Source organism: Marinifilum sp. D714, from assembly GCF_030851345.1.
In the GTDB taxonomy this organism is placed as follows: domain Bacteria; phylum Bacteroidota; class Bacteroidia; order Bacteroidales; family Marinifilaceae; genus Marinifilum.
In genome coordinates this window covers 45124-61383 of record NZ_JALPNU010000023.1, presented here as the reverse complement: position 1 = coordinate 61383, position 16260 = coordinate 45124, and the positions used below count along the sequence as shown (strand labels likewise).

At 34.1% G+C, this 16260-nt stretch carries 14 protein-coding genes; 3 read left to right on the top strand and 11 right to left on the bottom strand.

The window, feature by feature from the left end:
* Window positions 1–267: 267 nt before the first annotated feature.
* The 5 genes from M0051_RS16310 to M0051_RS16290 all read right to left on the bottom strand — a co-directional run bounded on the left by M0051_RS16310 (window position 268) and on the right by M0051_RS16290 (window position 5873).
* Complete coding sequence (locus tag M0051_RS16310) at window positions 268–1134, bottom strand: patatin-like phospholipase family protein (protein ID WP_306742585.1); 867 nt, start codon at window positions 1132–1134, stop codon at window positions 268–270.
* Window positions 1135–1290: 156 nt separating this feature from the next.
* A complete protein-coding gene (locus M0051_RS16305) occupies window positions 1291–2217 on the bottom strand; it encodes a DUF4435 domain-containing protein (RefSeq protein WP_306742583.1) in 927 nt (308 codons plus the stop codon).
* Between the two features lie 5 nt (window positions 2218–2222).
* Window positions 2223–3605: an AAA family ATPase gene (locus tag M0051_RS16300; protein WP_306742582.1), complete on the bottom strand. Its 1383-nt coding sequence runs from the start codon at window positions 3603–3605 to the stop codon at window positions 2223–2225.
* A 243-nt stretch (window positions 3606–3848) separates the two neighbouring features.
* Window positions 3849–4694, bottom strand: coding sequence for a hypothetical protein (locus M0051_RS16295; RefSeq protein WP_306742581.1), 846 nt, complete (start codon window positions 4692–4694; stop codon window positions 3849–3851).
* Between the two features lie 264 nt (window positions 4695–4958).
* Window positions 4959–5873: a hypothetical protein gene (locus tag M0051_RS16290; RefSeq protein WP_306742580.1), complete on the bottom strand. Its 915-nt coding sequence runs from the start codon at window positions 5871–5873 to the stop codon at window positions 4959–4961.
* Window positions 5874–6253: 380 nt separating this feature from the next.
* Between M0051_RS16290 and M0051_RS16285 the strand changes: the two genes are divergently transcribed.
* Window positions 6254–6415 (top strand): hypothetical protein, encoded by a 162-nt coding sequence (locus M0051_RS16285; RefSeq protein WP_306742579.1) that lies wholly within the window; start codon window positions 6254–6256, stop codon window positions 6413–6415.
* Between the two features lie 1854 nt (window positions 6416–8269).
* Here M0051_RS16285 and M0051_RS16280 read toward each other — a convergent pair.
* A complete protein-coding gene (locus M0051_RS16280) occupies window positions 8270–8662 on the bottom strand; it encodes a DUF2809 domain-containing protein (RefSeq protein ID WP_306742578.1) in 393 nt (130 codons plus the stop codon).
* 356 nt (window positions 8663–9018) lie between these two features.
* On the opposite strand from M0051_RS16280, the gene M0051_RS16275 reads away from it, so the two are divergent.
* A complete protein-coding gene (locus tag M0051_RS16275) occupies window positions 9019–10437 on the top strand; it encodes an amidohydrolase family protein (RefSeq protein WP_306742577.1) in 1419 nt (472 codons plus the stop codon).
* Between the two features lie 169 nt (window positions 10438–10606).
* Here the strand turns inward: M0051_RS16275 and M0051_RS16270 are convergent, their stop codons facing one another.
* From M0051_RS16270 to M0051_RS16255, 4 genes are all read right to left on the bottom strand, one after another.
* Window positions 10607–11125 (bottom strand): SPFH domain-containing protein, encoded by a 519-nt coding sequence (locus M0051_RS16270; RefSeq protein ID WP_306742576.1) that lies wholly within the window; start codon window positions 11123–11125, stop codon window positions 10607–10609.
* Between the two features lie 61 nt (window positions 11126–11186).
* Entirely contained in the window at window positions 11187–12149 is a 963-nt protein-coding gene (locus tag M0051_RS16265; RefSeq protein ID WP_306742575.1) for a YARHG domain-containing protein, read from the bottom strand.
* Window positions 12150–12152: 3 nt separating this feature from the next.
* Entirely contained in the window at window positions 12153–13568 is a 1416-nt protein-coding gene (locus M0051_RS16260) for a serine hydrolase (RefSeq protein WP_306742574.1), read from the bottom strand.
* Between the two features lie 152 nt (window positions 13569–13720).
* On the bottom strand, window positions 13721–14296 hold the full coding sequence (locus M0051_RS16255; RefSeq protein WP_306742573.1) for a hypothetical protein: 576 nt from the start codon (window positions 14294–14296) through the stop codon (window positions 13721–13723).
* 375 nt (window positions 14297–14671) lie between these two features.
* On the opposite strand from M0051_RS16255, the gene M0051_RS16250 reads away from it, so the two are divergent.
* Window positions 14672–15253 carry a hypothetical protein gene (locus M0051_RS16250; RefSeq protein ID WP_306742571.1) on the top strand — a complete coding sequence of 194 codons (582 nt, stop codon included), beginning with the start codon at window positions 14672–14674 and terminating at the stop codon, window positions 15251–15253.
* A 159-nt stretch (window positions 15254–15412) separates the two neighbouring features.
* On the opposite strand, the gene M0051_RS16245 is transcribed toward M0051_RS16250, so the two are convergent.
* A complete protein-coding gene (locus tag M0051_RS16245; protein ID WP_306742570.1) occupies window positions 15413–16195 on the bottom strand; it encodes a hypothetical protein in 783 nt (260 codons plus the stop codon).
* Between the last annotated feature and the right edge of the window lie 65 nt (window positions 16196–16260).

The following is a 16260-nucleotide window of genomic DNA, read 5'->3' as shown; positions in this document are numbered from 1 at the left end:
TTTTTTCATGACTAAATAGTTTAATGAATAAATACTTAATCAAGTTACAACCTTATCTCTAAGCTACCGCTGTAGGCGGTTTTTGTTCAACTTGTTTATAAGCGTAATATACTTGCGTTTATTTCTCCATTATTCATCCAATGTATTGTGTTTATACCCCTTGCTGGTTCGAGCTTATAGCCGAACCTCTGCCACTGGGCAGAAAAGCATTCTGCTACGCAAAACACGAGCTACAAGCTCGCGCTGGCAGGCTTTTTCGTATCCGACCTAAGTTTCGTTATAATTATTTATACTTATTATTGTTGCTTTACACCCCATTTCTATTAATTCATCTGCTTTATAAAAATCATATACGTTACAGCTATATCGTGATGTTTCTATTAAAATATCAGGGGGATTATTTTTAAGGGAGAACTTAACCATTTCATTTCTCATTATTTCGAATGACACATTCATGATATCAAAATAACTTAAATCATTATTCTTATTGCCAGAGAATAATTCGCTCAAATTCTTGTTGAATTTATTAATAGTGCTTTGGTAAAAAGAATGCCGTTCTTCTTTCTTTTTCTTCTTTTTGGGTAGGGGAATATCTGCATTAACATTAACTGCAATCAAAAGGTCATCATCAATTCGTTGGGCATGATTGATAGGAATATTATTTACTACACCACCATCAACAAGGATAGAACCTTCATTTTTCACAGGTGTTAAAACATTTGGAATTGCTATCGAAGCACGCATTGCATTATACAGACTTCCGTCTGTGAAAAGGACTTCATTTTTACCAATTAAATCAGTGGCAGTTGCAGAAAACTTAATCGGTAAGTCCTGAATTTGATAGTCAGGAATGAAGGTTGATAATTCCTCAAACACTTTGTCTCCTCTAATAAAACCACTATTAAAAAGTGTAAAATCCACTAATTTAAAAATGTCAATTTTATTGAGATCTAAAATCCATTTTTTAAACTCTTTAATTTTTCCAGCAGCATAAATTCCACCAACAACTGCTCCCATAGAAGTTCCTGTTATAGAATGAATTTCATAACCTTGCTTTTCTAATTCTTCCAAAACTCCTATATGTGCAATACCTCTTGCGCCACCTCCTGATAATACTAATGATATCTTTTTCATTTAAGTAGTTTTCGTTTTGTTTCTAATTGGTTAGAACGGTAAATTGTATGAGTAGTGGCAGTTTGCGGGCTTCTTTCCTGTCAAACCGCTATGCAGTTTGATCGGGCTACAAACCTTGATATTTACTACATCTCCTGCCATTACTTATACAAAATGTTATGCGCTTTTTTTCTTTAGATTTTCAATTAAAAATTTCTTTAATTCCATTGGTATTCTTAATCGTGGAGCTATAATTTGAACAGCGTTGTTTGGGGTAATATTTAAACAAGATTTTATTTTAGGCTCTCCTTTTGCAATATCTTGATTCATAATTGCTGGTAATAAGTTTAAATACTTTATCATAAACCATAACTCACATTTCCCCCGAACATATAATTTTGTATTACCTACAGGTTTAATCAAGCTTAAACACTCTTTAAACTCTGTATATTTTGGAAAACTCTTTACACCTGTACATTTAACTAAGTACTGCTGTATATTACTCTTGACAGTAACTTTATCCCCAATATTAACATTGAAAATCTGATTGAAATCTATGTTGTTAAGATTGACTGGAATATTATTCTTTCGGTAGTATAACAATACTGATGTTAACGGTTCTATTGCCTTGTGAAATTCTGCAAGTGATTTTACAAACTCCTTAGAAATTCTCGCAATAACTTTGTCATCATTTATTCCAAATATCTCCCTTAAGCATCTAGAAAATAGAGTCCTTGACACTAAGTAATTTTCTATGGAATAGAATCTAGTAACAAAAATATTCTGGTCAGAAGCGTACTCTTCATTCAATATGTCGCTAAAATCTTTATCGACGAAAAAAAGTATTCGTTCTTTCTTGTACACACTCCAGTTTATTTTGGAATGATTATAATAAACTCCAGCCTTATTCTTGGAATTGTAGAAATATATTCTTTGACCTTTTCTTTTATTTCTTTCAATGTAGTTTGAATAAAATGATGGGTCATCTTTCCCCTCTAAGAAAACGTGAATCGAGTTATCAGCCTGTTTATATTGCTGCATAAATTTGGTTTGAGCTGTAACTGGTGATTTTGCCGCATTTTTTAAATATTCTAAAAACCCCATACCTGCTATTTAATAAATGAGTTTAATGCTGCTGCATATACTTCCATTTCATTTTCAAAAATAAATGGGGAATGGGTTACGGCTAAAATTCCATCACAATACTCATTACTGGAAATATCTAGCAAGAATCTTTGCTGCCAAGGTACAGAAAGGGATAATTCTGGCTCATCAATAATTATAAAGAATTTCTTTTCCCTTGATAAATAAATATGACTAAATAAGGAAACTATTTGTTTCTCTCCTGAACTGAGGTCTTTTAACTCAATAGTTTCTTTTTTCCTAATTCTAGATTTAATATATGGATGTACAGTAATTTTGAAGTTAATATTATCATAAACGAATTTCTTATTGGCTGAAAATTCGTTGCAAATTGAAACAAACCTTTGAATATCTTTTTCTTCATCCATTAGCTCCTTGTAAATTGCTGAAAGCCTATAAATGAAATAAGCAACGATTTTATTTTCTTCTCTATCAATTGCACCTTTGTTGTTAACTTCATTTACAAAGTGTAATAGTCGATTTTTCTCCTGTTTTGACAATACAGATTCATCAATTCTACTTAAAATAGAACTCAAAGCAGTTTCGTTAAACGTTTGAACTTGCTCATATGATATGTTTTGATACGTCTTGTTTATTACATCCCTAAGATAACCACCTGTAAGGTTATTCTTAATTTTATTACCTAAATCCTCTTTAATCTCATATAGTCTTCTATTAATTTTATCTTCAACATCTTCCATTCCAAATTCAACCAATTCTACATAGCTTGAATCATTGGGTTCTCTATGACGTTTCCTTTTTCGAAACTTATCAATGTCTGACTCCATATCAGGAAAGATATTCTTCAAGTCTTGTTCTATTCTTCGATAAGTTGGTAGATAAAGTATTTGTGAATCAATTAAATTTTCTAAACTCTTACCCTTTGATGGGATTATTTCATTAAAAAGGGTGAGCTGTTCAGAATTTATCATATTTGAAAGTTCAAATATTAAATGCGATGGAATATTAAGTCTATCAGCTGTATACTCAAATTTGAATGGATTCTTTATAATTTCAAAAGGGTCGGCACTTATTAGGAGTTCGTATATTTTGTCTTTAATATTTGACGGATATCTTTTAAGATAACGTTGAAACTTAGATGAGTTTAAAATATCAATATCCTGTTTTGTTATACTAAACTCTTTTTCGTTTACAATTGCACCAATACTACCGAAATTGTATCTAAGTAATTTTGTCCATTGCCTAGATAAGAAGAAGTAAATCAAGTTTACAATAGTGGTCTTTCCAGAACCATTTTCTGCAACTAAGATTAACTTATTATTTTCTAAAGGAATCTCGTAATCGTACTCTCCAAATAGTTTGGTGATAGTTATTTTTTCAATTTTCATATTATATTATTTTGTCAGCATCTCTGTGTTTTAAAATTGCGCATAACGGTTGGCTAGATGAAGCGTATGGCACTTTAACGAACCAAACCTTCCAAAACTCCTCTGAGCCAAATCTTTTATTTGTTTTTATCTTTTCATTCCTAAAGCCAAATCAAAGATTTGGCGGTATTCGATTAGTGAACTACACTTCCTAAAAGCTACGAACGCCATATGCTTTATACTAGCGTGTTGTGCAACGTATTTTTATTCAACGTAATGATTATCACTTCCAAAAAAATATTCTTCTGTTTTTTCAATATCAAACTCTGTTATTTCACCATTATTTGCGTTCATTTTAAAATGGTAATAAACTTCTGGAAAACAACTTGGTCCAGCTATACTTCCTTCTCGAATTAATGTATTAGTAGACCAAACAAAAGATTCGGTTCTTTTGTCAAACCACAAGTCGATATTCAGTTTTTTGTATGGGATTTTTCTACGAATTAATTCCGAGTGTACAGAATCTATTGGTATTATTTTATCAGCAAATTCCGCTTTTGGGAAATCAATGTCTTTAATCAGTTTTCCATTTCTGTCAAGCATTAAATTCAGTCCAATTATTTCAATTCCGATTTCAGGTTTTTTTAGCTCATAAACAACTGAGTAAATTGGAAAATCTAATATTGTGTCGCAATCAACCTTTTGTTTGTCTTGACCAAGAAGTGCTAAGATTTTACTTTCGCTTTCTGTTCTTTCTATTTCAATTGGCTTGTCTGATAGGACATAACCACTTTTAAATTCTAATTCTTTAAAGTTTTTATTTCCTAATCTGCTTTTTAAAAAAGAAGTAATTTTATTCTGCATTTCAGTTGGAATTTTGTCTATATTTTCAAATTCAGCAGAATAGCAACTATTTATATATTTATAACTTTCTGTTTTAGAAGCTAACTGAGGATATTTTTCACGGGAAAATTTATCGCAAGAAGCGAATAGAATCATTAAAAACAGAAAATTGAATATTTTGACTTTCATTTCAATGTTTATGTGATGTTCGGATATGTTGCACAACTTATAAATAAACACAATTGCGTTTATTTCTCCATTATTCATTCAATGTATTGTGTTTATCCCCCCATATAGGAGTAATAAACACAAGTTGAATTTCTTGTCAATCAAATTTATGAAAATCCAATAGCAAACAATAAGATTACGAGAGTAAAATAACCAGCAGACATAAAATAGAATAAGTCTACATAATTATGATTGGGTAATAAAAAAGCTGTGGCACTCCTACCACAGCTTGGTTTTGTTTGTTCCTCTTCCAATACCATTCAACCTTTACCAGAGTATGGAACAAACAAAGTTTTTCAATACTTAAATTACCTCTAAAGGAATGGCTTCCATTTCCAAATACAGTTTGCTTCGTTCAGAAGCATAGCGGCGGATTGGAACATATAAAGTTTTGTAATTGATATTTTCGATAATGAGTCGGTGCTCTCCTTCCGGGAAATGCTTGAACCTAAAAGTACCGTTCGCGGTAATGTGGGTAGTCAAATCCAAACCTTCTACCGAAACCTTGCCCAGGGCAATGGCTTTGCCGGTAGCCTTGTCTTTTAAGTAGCCCAACAGATCGTAATGGCGTTGTACTCCCTTGGCCTTTTGTCGGGCTGCAAAATAGTAATTCACAAAATCAGGATGAGTAGTACGCAGGTTTTCTATGCTATAATCCAACTTGCCATTTAAAAGCTTATTGATCTTCTTCAGTAAAAGATTGAATTCATTTCTGGCAGTGGCCTTGTCCTCTTTTAAAAGAATCAGATCGGAACGTTTTTGTTCAAAGGCTTTGCCATCGGTCTCTACAGCCGTTATGCTTTCTTCGCTAGGGCCAAAGGGTGGCAAATCGGCCACATGCTGCCTGGCAATGCCTACGCACTGCTTGTAAAAATCAATCAAGTCCAATTCACTGAGGTTCCTTAAAGCATATTTGCCAGTACTTGCTTTCTCCAATATCTCACTATTTGGCACAGAGTTGGCATAACAGACCAATCCATTGCATAAAAGATAGAGCTTCTCTATCAGAGATTTCTTCACTGCATTTTTTTCACCTATCAACCATTTTACAGGCTGATCGGCTTCCTCTTTCAAGTTTAAAAGTTGCTCCAGATCCGAAGCGAACTGATCCGCCTGGGCTTTGGTGCTCACATTGGCTTCATAAATACTCGCATTCTCAGTCAAAGCCGTATTGGTTTGTACAAAAGAATCTAATTTTAAATTACTAGCATTATCCATTTTATTAAGTTTTTAAGCAGTTGTTAATCATCAAAAAGACACAGAGTTGCGCAATTATGGTTTTAGTATAAAACATCACGCGACATAAGAGATTTAATTGGTTTCGTTTGTTCATCTATCAGCACTTTCATTTTTTTGATTTAGCTGAAATCTGAAAGGATTTATTTCCTTTTCCGATGTTTCTATTTTCATTTTTGTACAATCTATTTCCATTTTTTAATGATCTATTTTCATTTCCGTACAGTCCATTTCCTTTTTCGTTGCCTCCATTTTCATTTCCGTACAGTCTATTTCATTTTCCGCTCTTTCTATTTATATTTCCGCACGATCTATTTGCTTTTCCGTTGGATCTATTTCCGTTCTTGTTAGATTTACCATTAATGATTTTTGGCTTACATGCTATCTGGAAGAATTTTCTTCCATTTGTTGAGAATGTAGACCAATCTGCAGATCATGCAGATCCAATAATTATGAGCCTAAGTTTTGCTAACAGCGAAGTACCGATGCTTATCGGAATCGAGGGAGTCATTCAGCAAATGTAAAATACACCGACCTGATGGTCTTTGTTGTATTTACAGTGTGAAGTAGAATCAGATTCTACTTATAATTTGCTACTCTAGTAGTTTCTTGGTTGAATTGTTACATAAATTTAGAGAATTATTTCTTTAATTTCCAAATAAAACTGTGATTAATATTTAATTTTTGTTTGTTTATCAGATAAATACATCCATTCACAACAACACAAAGCACTAGTATTTTCAATACAAATAGAAGGATTATAGCGGAGGTGATTTTTTTATAAAAATATTATTTTCAGCACAAGCAACTCTTCAATTCAAATAAACATTATGACACACGAATTGTGTATTGTTCAATGAGAAGTTAAGTTGTTGTTCTTTTTTAGCAAGTTTGGTTCTGTAGTCAGGTCGATCGTAATTGTATATCACCTCACCTTAATCCTCTCCTTGAGGAGGGGAAGTTGTGCAAAGATTAGAGGTTTGTTTGATCAGTTTATTTGTGAGGGTGTTTTGGGTAAGGACAAAATATATTTAAATTTCATTTCGTCGCATTAGTTATTCCAGACTTATTGAGGTTTGCAGTTGCGACGATTTCAAGACGGGGCTACTACCCCAGGGCAGCGGTCGTTTTCTCTCCCTTGCCCTGGGCTGTTGCTGTTTGCCCTTCAGGCAAATGGATTAACTATGAAGCTACTCTTTATACACATTTATTTACATGAATATTATGAAACAAAGAATTACCTATACAATATTTTAATCTCTTAATTCTCCCTTTTCAGGGGAGATGCCGACAGGCAGAGGGGTGCTGTTGCTTATACTACTTCACCCTTTAGTCTGTCGACAGTTTGTTCACATTAAACTCAATTTTCAATTGTGTTCACGAGCTTCGCTCCGCTACGGTTTCCTAAAAGGGAAACATTGATCTTGAAACGCAATGCTATATATTTCGTCGCATTTTTAATTCCAGACTTATTGAGATTTGCAGTTGCGACGATTTCAAGACGGTGCTATTAAGCCAGAGGGCGGTCGTTATCACTCCGTTGTCTTAGGCTATTGCTGTATGCCCTTCAGGAAAATGAAAAATTTGTGGTATGCATTTTTCCTACATCATGTGTTCTTTTCTCCTCAAGGAGAAAGATAGAATGAGGTGTTTTCTCTCCCTTGCCCTGGGCTGTTGCTATTTGCCCTTCAGGAAAATGAAAAATTTGTGGTATGCATTTTTTCTACATCATGTGTTCTTTTCTCCTCAAGGAGAAAGATAGAATGAGGTGTTTTCTCTCTCATATCACCTCACCTTAATCCTCTCCTTGAGGAGAGGAAGGTGTGCAAAGATTAGAGGTTTGTTTGATCAGTTTATTTGTGAGGGTGTTTTGGGTGCAGACAAAATAGATTTAAATTTTATTTCGTCGCATTAGTTATTCCAGACCTATTGAGGTTTGCAGTTGCGACGATTTCAAGATGGTGCTATTAACCCAGGGCGGCGGTCGTTTTCTCTCCCTCCCCTTGGGCTATTGTTGTATGCCCTTCAGGAAATTGATAATTTGTGTTATGCTTTTTTTACGACACGCGTTCTTTTCTCCTTGAGGAGAAAGATAGAATGAGGTGTTTTCTCTTCCAAATCACCTCTCCTCAATCCTCTCCTTGAAGAGAGGAAGTTGTGCAAAGATTAGAGGTTTGTTTGATCAGTTTATTTGTGAGGGTGTTTTGGGTAAGGACAAAATAGATTTAAATTTTATTTCGTCGCATTTTTAATTCCAGACCTATTGAGGTTTGCAGTTGCGACGATTTCAAGACGATGCTATTAAGCCAGGGCGGCGGTCGTTTTCTCTCCCTTGCCCTGGGTTATAAAGATGTTTGCCATTCAGGCAAATGGATTAGCTATGAAGCTACTCTCCTCCTCATCAAATTCATTTCAATACACATGCCACTTGCTACTCCAGTGGTATAGGCCAAAAGGTCCGACCATAAAAAGCCTTGTCCCAAAACCAATGCGGCAAACCTATTGCTACGCAATGTATTTAACCAATCGACCTGTATCAGTTGGCTAAATTCAACCAGAAAACAGATAGTCAATGCCATTGCTGTCAAGTTCCTAATACTTGCTGCAGGAAAAGCAAAGGCAAGCATCCAATACATCATCAATGCCCATAAGGCATCTCCCAATCCCAAATTGATGATTTCGGGTAAATAGTTGGAAAAATGTCTTGAGGCCAAGCCGATAATGATAGTCAGTATGATTAGAAAGAAGTAGTGGAGTCTGTTTCTTTGCATTTTCAATTGGTGTTTTTCAATTTGTAATTTCCTCAAGGTTGCCGTGGAAAACAAAGTTCGACAACGAAGAGAAATAAACAAAACTTTTAATATCATTTATTCACTCCTCCACCCTTCTATCTATAAGCACCTTACAAATAAATAATAATATTAATTAATTTCTCTGTAGTCAAATGCTGTTTTCATTCGTCACAGTTTAAGCCTAGAGACTGTCTCAAAGTCCAATAATAATTGGCATTCTGATCCGAAAGTTTCGGCAGAGTGATCTCCGGATTTGAAAATCAAATGTTTCACGTCGTTGGTACTTTTTAGACAAGCTTTTACAAACCTTTAACTAATAATAAAAACACCTAAAAATGAAACAAATAAGCTTATGCTTACTCTTATGCACACTATTTATTTTTCCATCAAGAAGTGAAAATTACGATATCATCATTCAAAATGTAAATATCGTTGATGTTGAAACAGGCAGTATCGTAAAAAATAAAGACGTTGGCATTCAACAACAAGTCATAAAAAAAATAACGACTGGAAATCAGCTGTCAGCAAATGATTCTACTCAAGTTATTAATGGAAAAGGCAAGTACTTGATCCCCGGACTCTGGGATATGCATGTGCATTTTTATTTTCCTGATAAAGAATATCTGAAAATGTACCTGGCCAAGGGCGTTGTTGGCGTCCGTGAAATGACAGGGTATCGCATGGAATGGCAAGATAGCACGGAACAAAATAGCAATGTGCCTAGAATCACGTTTTCCAGCCAAATTATAGATGGTCCTACTCCATGGTTCGAAAATGAGATTCCGGTTAAAAGTTGCAAGCAGGCCATTCAAATTGTTCAAGAGGCAAAGAAAAGTGAAAGTGAATTCATCAAATTGCTTAGTTTGGTGTCCAAAGATCAATACATGGCCATTGCTAATGAATGTAATCGATTAAATTTTGAATTTGCAGGACATGTTCCCTACAGCATAGGATTAATTGAAGCGGCAAAATTAGGACAAAAATCGAATGAACACTTAAACGGTTTGCTCCTGGCTTGCTCGACACGGGAGAAGTTTTTACATGCAAGACTGGATAGCTTGCTTGGTGTTGCTTCGAAAGAAGAAAATCTATCAGGAATTATGAAAATGCAAATCATGGGTTGCACTACCAAAGCGCTTTGGTCTTTCGATCAGACAAAGGCTGATTCTGTAATTCATGAATTAAGCAAATACAACATGTATCAATGTCCTACTCTTGGCGTGAAACATCGCTTTCAATACAACGAATTGGATTGGGTATATACCGACAATCGATATGATTTTTTCCCTCCTCCTGTTCAGAAAAGATATCGCCCCGATGCGGAAAAGCTGAAAAAAATGAAGCCTTTTGAGCGAGAGTTGAAACTGCAGGAGAAATTACTTTATCAAATGCAGACAGAAGGAATAAAAATTATAGCGGGTTCCGATCAGGGATGTGCTGGTTTTAATTTACATGATGAGCTTGAATATTTTGTGAATGCCGGGCTTTCGAATGCTGAAGCACTTCAAACCGCCACCATAAATGCGGCCACTTACATGAACAAAGAAAAAAGAATGGGAAGTGTTGATGAAAACAAATTGGCCGATTTGGTACTATTGAATGCCAATCCTCTTGAAAACATTCAAAACACACGTGACATAGAACTGGTCATTTTTAAAAATACAATCATTTATCCCGATCAACTCCTTGAGGAAGTAAAAGAAGTCAATCTTAAAATTTCAAATATAGACCCTTTCGAAAAGAAGTTTGATTAAGGGTATGCGATGATTAAATCGTACAGCCTAACTATAGAGAAGCAAGCTCTTGCTTCTCTTTTTAATAAGTAAAGTATTTCCATATGAATTAAATACCATTTTGAGTTGATGAGTTTAAAGGTATAATCTAAGGATATTGCAGAAAAGTTCTCAGTAATTTTTTAAAGTTTTACATTCTGGCTTTTCTCTCCTCTTCTTCTTTCACAAGTCGCTCATATATTTGTTGCTTTAATACTTCTGAAAAGTCAATGCTTCTTATTAGTAAAGCATCAATTTTTATATTATTTTTTTCAAATTTCTCCCTTAGCATTTTAAGAAGAAGATCTTCAACCTCCTGTCTCTTAAAGCTATATATTTCTTCAATTTTATATTGCTTGAAAACTCCATCCATAACTGCTGTTATATCAGGATGAATATAATTTTTGGAACCTCCATTTTGTAGTGTACTTATAAAGTTATTATCGGATGTATAATATCGTATTGCAAAAGAATAAAAGAACTTTACTCCATTCTTAGTTACCGAAGGAATCGAATCACCTCTGACCTCTTGGTAGAATATTCTATCATTCATCAACACTGATGGTGAATAAGTACTAGTCGTTAAAAGCTTTGATACCATAGTTAAATCATTGCCTTTACAATAAAAAGATAGAATTAACAAGAAGCCTATAAGATATTTCTTTTTCATTTGTTTTTAATTTTTATGTTTTTGTCAAATGGAAGTCTTACAAATAGAGAATGGTTAGATATTAGTTATCAACTTTCAATTCAATCTCTCTGATCAGGTTTATATTGTACTTTTCTATTGGCGTTAGTTTTTCTGATATGGACTTTGAACTCATATTACTAGGCTTATACCAGTACTTTTTATTGAATACTTCTTTCAAATCTTCAGATTTAAAAGAATAACCATGAAAGGCAAATATTTCATTTCTAGCAATTCTTAGTTGCGACTTGGTAAAATTCTTAAAATAATCCTTCTCTAGTTTAGTCAATGAAATGATTCCATAATCTCTCACACTTACAGAATATTCTAAATCTTTACTGACCATGATATGCCGCCCAGTAAGATTGACATGAACGATACTGGCAGAATAAACATCAACAGAATCTTCCAGCAATACACTCGGTAAATTTCTTTCAATGGTTAATTTCTTATCAATTTTCAGGCTATCATCCAACAATCGATACTCTTCTGGGAAATAGCTTGAAAAATAAAAGTCGCCTTCCATATCTCCATATACTTCTGCCATGGAAAAATTACCGATTACGTATTTCTTTTCATCAATCGTTCTGATATCAGACACTTCAAATTCCTTATCGAATAATGTGTTCAGTGAATCGCCCGTCCATTCCAAAAATGTAGTTCTATTTAAACAACATCCATACTGATACCCAGTTAGCCAAATCAAAGCTTTACCATTCCGTCTAAAGAAACCAAATCGATTATCCTCGCATTCATCTGCAATTTCGTACAAATGCTTTTGCTCAACCCAAACTTCAGGATTCTCAACACAAATGGTGTCCGATCCACTAACAATACAAAACTTATTAAATTCATTGATGTCATATTCTCCTTTATAGTCATCAACAAATAGAATTTGTTCGAGTTCATTGTCTCCATCGATATCTATTGACAATTTATTACTTCGCTTTTGTCCAAACAGAGAAGATGGCAGAATGATTAATATGAAAATTATAAGTTTACCCATTAGTTAGCTTTTCCGTATCAACTCTCTATCAACTTCCTTTTCCACTTGTGTGAATCTACATTTCTCAACCTCTCCTTTTTCATTCAAGATAAAAGTAAAGGTAAGTTCAGGACTTACCCGATCCACTATAAATTTGGTTTTCGAAACCGGGATAAGTCTCAATTCTATCTCTGGCTTAGGCAGAAAGAACAGTTGTTTCTCCTTGAATTGAAGGTGGTATTCCTTTCCTTTTGCATTTTCATATAATCCTGAATAAGGTTTGAGGATGGTAGTGTCAAGATGAATTTCTTTTTCAATAGGCTGATTGTACAAGATTTTACAGATATCACTCGAAGGAATTTCAGTTTTAGGAGTTGAATGGTTTTGAAGAATGATTATGGTTTTATCTTTATCCGAATGTCTTTCGATATAGGTTTCGTAACCAGCCCAACTGCCTGCATGTGCAACTCTTCTTCCGTATACCTTGCTATTGGAGATTTGCCAACCATAGCCATATTTGGTTTCAGAACCATTATTTAATTTGTAGGATGAAAATATGATTTTCTTGTCTTCATCATTCACCAAATCATCTCCATAAAGTGCTCTATCCCATTTCAACAAGTCATATACAGTTGAGTTTACGATTCCATCGCCAACAATTCCATCCAGGTAAACGGTTTTGCGATTCGCTTCGTAAGGCAAAACAATTTGCGCCAGGCTGTCTGAATAAATATAGCCTTGTGCATAGTTGTCTAGGTCTTCAGGCTGATACCATCTTCTGTAAACAAATGTATTCGTCATTTGAAGAGGATCAAATATTTTTTCCTTTAAATAGCCTTCAAAGGATTTGCCACTAACTCTTTCGATAATGGTAGCCAACAACATGTAGCCTGTGTTGCTATAACTAAACTTTTCACCTGGCTCGAATTCAAGTTCTGGTTTCACTTTTTCAAAAAGCTGAATCATATTCTCATTGTTTGCAATTTTTGATTTGTCCCAATGAGCGATTGCCAACTCCATATAATCTGCCAAACCCGATGTGTGGATCAACAGGTCGTGTATGGTAATTCCTTTGTAAAAGTCCAGTTCGGGTAAGTACTTGCTGAAATCATCCTGGTATGACAGTTTGTTTTCTTTTTGAAGTTGTACAATTCCCATGGCTGTAAACTGTTTGGAAACCGATGCCAATTCAAATCTTGTCTCGATGTTTAATTGTTGTTTCGAAATCTCATTGGCCAATCCTAAACTCTTTTCGTAGATGGCCTTTCCATTTTCGGCAATGAGAACATTTCCATTGAATTTTCCTTCTTCGAAAAGCTCATTAAAAAGGGTATCCAATCGATTTACTTTGACATTATCAGTCTCTTCCTTTTTATTGTCGCAAGCACATAGAGTGAATAAGGCAATTGAGAATAGGAATAGTAGTATTCGTTTGTTCATTTAAGTTTGTTAGTTTTTTGTAGGTAGAAGTGGTGATTCTTTAAAATCGATTGAGTTTTTTGTTCCTTGGGAATAAAATATTTTTTGCTCCATCATACAATATTCATTTTCTTTCAGATTAACTCAAACAATACGGTTATAAAGCCTTGACATCAATTCCTAATGTTTAAGCTATTCAGTATTTCTGCCATAAATATTGAATCATTTTTAGTACAAAATATTTTAGACAAATGAATATTCACAAATAAATCATTATCTACCATTGTGTAAGCATACATATGCTTTTGATTTATTTTAGCTCCATTAAACTCCTTTATGTCCGCATGGCGAAACATAAAGTCACCTTTTAAATTTCCCCATTTACTATGGTTAGTTTCATATTTTTTTAGATTTGAGTAATTGGAAAAGTACTCTAATGGAAATACTGGGCTAACTTCTGGACATTCCTTACCAATCATTGCTCTTGTCAAATCAACATACATCATTTTTTCTTTTTCATTCAACTTGTAAAATAATACTGAACAAACTATATCATTCTGTCCTTTTTCACACAGATAATAATAATCTTTCCCTCTCCACTCTTTTTTGAATTTTCTAAATACACTTGTATTCATCACAATATCCACACCTTTCAACTTTGGATATTTGAAAACAACTTTATTTTTATCTGATTTAAATGAAAGAGTTAGAATAGATAAAATAGCTAATAAGATTATCTGATTATTCATATAATTGATCGTCTAATTTTAGATTCCTTGCTTTAATGTTGTTAAGGTAAGTATAACGCATTGCTCTTCTTTTTCTTTTTACCTTGGCCAAACATTGTAAAAATTACAGTGCAACCAAATTTATAAACAATAAGTCTTAATCAAAATATTTTACTCTGATAAATTTTAAGAGAGGATTCCCTACTTATAACAAGTAGGGATTTTATCAAAGGAATGATAACTCAAATCCTAATATTAAGAATATCTTCACGCAACCCATTTCACATTTCTTCATCATTTAATTGTACAAATGGTCTGAAAAATGACAAATACAGATACAATTTGGGTACTATTTTTGTTATAATCAAACAAGTATAACTCTAAAGGAAAGATGCGATGAAGAAGTGGATATTGATTTTATTAATGGGTATACTAACAGGTTGTTTAGACGATAATGACAATGACTACATCTATCACACCCACGACAACTCTGTAGTTTTGCTAAAGATTAACTATACCGATTTTGAATTTGAGGGAGGAATTGAACTATTTCTTCACTCAGAGTTTAACAACTCAGATACGATTCCGATAAGTGTTGAATATGTATCACCTGGAGATTTTGGGAGCATTTCACTTTTTTATGAACCCAGGGAAGAACTTATTTTTGATGGTTCCATAATTTGGGATGGCACTGGCTATAGAAAATTTCCCAAAAGACTTTATCATCCTGATAATTTCCTGTATTTGGATGAAGAAATAGAGAAACCTGCTGATGAAAGGTTTCAAATCATTTTTCCTGAAGAAGGAGTTGACTACCCTCTAGAGTCTATTTGGAATTCGATTAATGATTTGTCCATAGTGAATCGGTATTTAAAGGGAGGAAAAAACATTGGGATTTTCAGATATACACCAAGCGTTGGTGAAGGCAATCCCGATGAATGGAGTTGGTATGTGATTATGAACACAGTACCCGACTAACCACTAACTATGAAAGAAAAGGAGATGATGCTTTTGCATTTATCTCCTTTTTACTTTAACACTCATTTCTCACCTAGTAGAAAAGAAAAAGGCGCAATACCTTGCGCCTCATCAATTTTTATTTATATCATTAAGTCATATACATCAAACTCCAACTGATCACTTCACAGTTTTCTTCATGATTCCAATGTACGACCAATTCAGATCTCTCAATTTTATGGCTTCCTCAATTTTGACTTGTGTTTCATCATCTACATTAAACACCTCATTTCTACCATAAGCATCAAAATAGTGCAAATATCCCTCAAACATATCAAAAGTCATATGCGTCATACGCACACTACTTCCCGATGGCATCAACACACGTGTTAAGCTCCAATGACTCATCGTTTTTGCATCAACTCTTTTCTGATGAATTGGAAGGAACACTTCCTTTTCAGCCTTCTCATACTCATCGAATTTGCCTTCTACAGCTTCCATAAAATTCATGCGCATTACCGTACCCACTTCCATTTTAAAATTATCATTGGTAGCAGCAATTACCTTCATGAAAATTCTTTTGCTTAACTGTCGCGAACCAAATGACTCCTTCAACTCTGCTTTCAATTCCTTATCCGACATATTAGGGTATGCTTTTTTTGCAGCTGCAAAAACATCTCCATTCGCCATAGCCTTAACCGGATCATCGTAAATGGTAACGGTGAGGTACTGATACCCTTGTTCGCTTCCTCCTGGCTTAAGCGACCAAAGATCCCAGCCTAGTATTTCTCCATCCTTTAGGCGTTGTTCATGTATTTTTTCAAAGAAGGTTTCTGTCTCCCAATAATCATTCTCCATATCATCAGCAACCTTCATAAAATCAAAGACTAAAAATCTTTCCTGCTGTGCCATGCCAATACTGCATAACAAAGCAAACGTAACCAATAGCAATATCTTTTTCATTTCAGCAAGTATTTAGTGAATAATACTTAAGTTACATATTTTTCTCTCCCAAAACAATTCGAATT

Coding starts and splice junctions, on each gene's coding strand:
- M0051_RS16310 (WP_306742585.1), bottom strand. CDS start 1,134: ATGAAAAAGATATCATTAGTATTATCAGGAGGTGGCGCAAGAGGTATT.
- M0051_RS16305 (WP_306742583.1), bottom strand. CDS start 2,217: ATGGGGTTTTTAGAATATTTAAAAAATGCGGCAAAATCACCAGTTACA.
- M0051_RS16300 (WP_306742582.1), bottom strand. CDS start 3,605: ATGAAAATTGAAAAAATAACTATCACCAAACTATTTGGAGAGTACGAT.
- M0051_RS16295 (WP_306742581.1), bottom strand. CDS start 4,694: ATGAATAATGGAGAAATAAACGCAATTGTGTTTATTTATAAGTTGTGC.
- M0051_RS16290 (WP_306742580.1), bottom strand. CDS start 5,873: ATGGATAATGCTAGTAATTTAAAATTAGATTCTTTTGTACAAACCAAT.
- M0051_RS16285 (WP_306742579.1), top strand. CDS start 6,254: ATGATTTTTGGCTTACATGCTATCTGGAAGAATTTTCTTCCATTTGTT.
- M0051_RS16280 (WP_306742578.1), bottom strand. CDS start 8,662: ATGCAAAGAAACAGACTCCACTACTTCTTTCTAATCATACTGACTATC.
- M0051_RS16275 (WP_306742577.1), top strand. CDS start 9,019: ATGAAACAAATAAGCTTATGCTTACTCTTATGCACACTATTTATTTTT.
- M0051_RS16270 (WP_306742576.1), bottom strand. CDS start 11,125: ATGAAAAAGAAATATCTTATAGGCTTCTTGTTAATTCTATCTTTTTAT.
- M0051_RS16265 (WP_306742575.1), bottom strand. CDS start 12,149: ATGGGTAAACTTATAATTTTCATATTAATCATTCTGCCATCTTCTCTG.
- M0051_RS16260 (WP_306742574.1), bottom strand. CDS start 13,568: ATGAACAAACGAATACTACTATTCCTATTCTCAATTGCCTTATTCACT.
- M0051_RS16255 (WP_306742573.1), bottom strand. CDS start 14,296: ATGAATAATCAGATAATCTTATTAGCTATTTTATCTATTCTAACTCTT.
- M0051_RS16250 (WP_306742571.1), top strand. CDS start 14,672: ATGAAGAAGTGGATATTGATTTTATTAATGGGTATACTAACAGGTTGT.
- M0051_RS16245 (WP_306742570.1), bottom strand. CDS start 16,195: ATGAAAAAGATATTGCTATTGGTTACGTTTGCTTTGTTATGCAGTATT.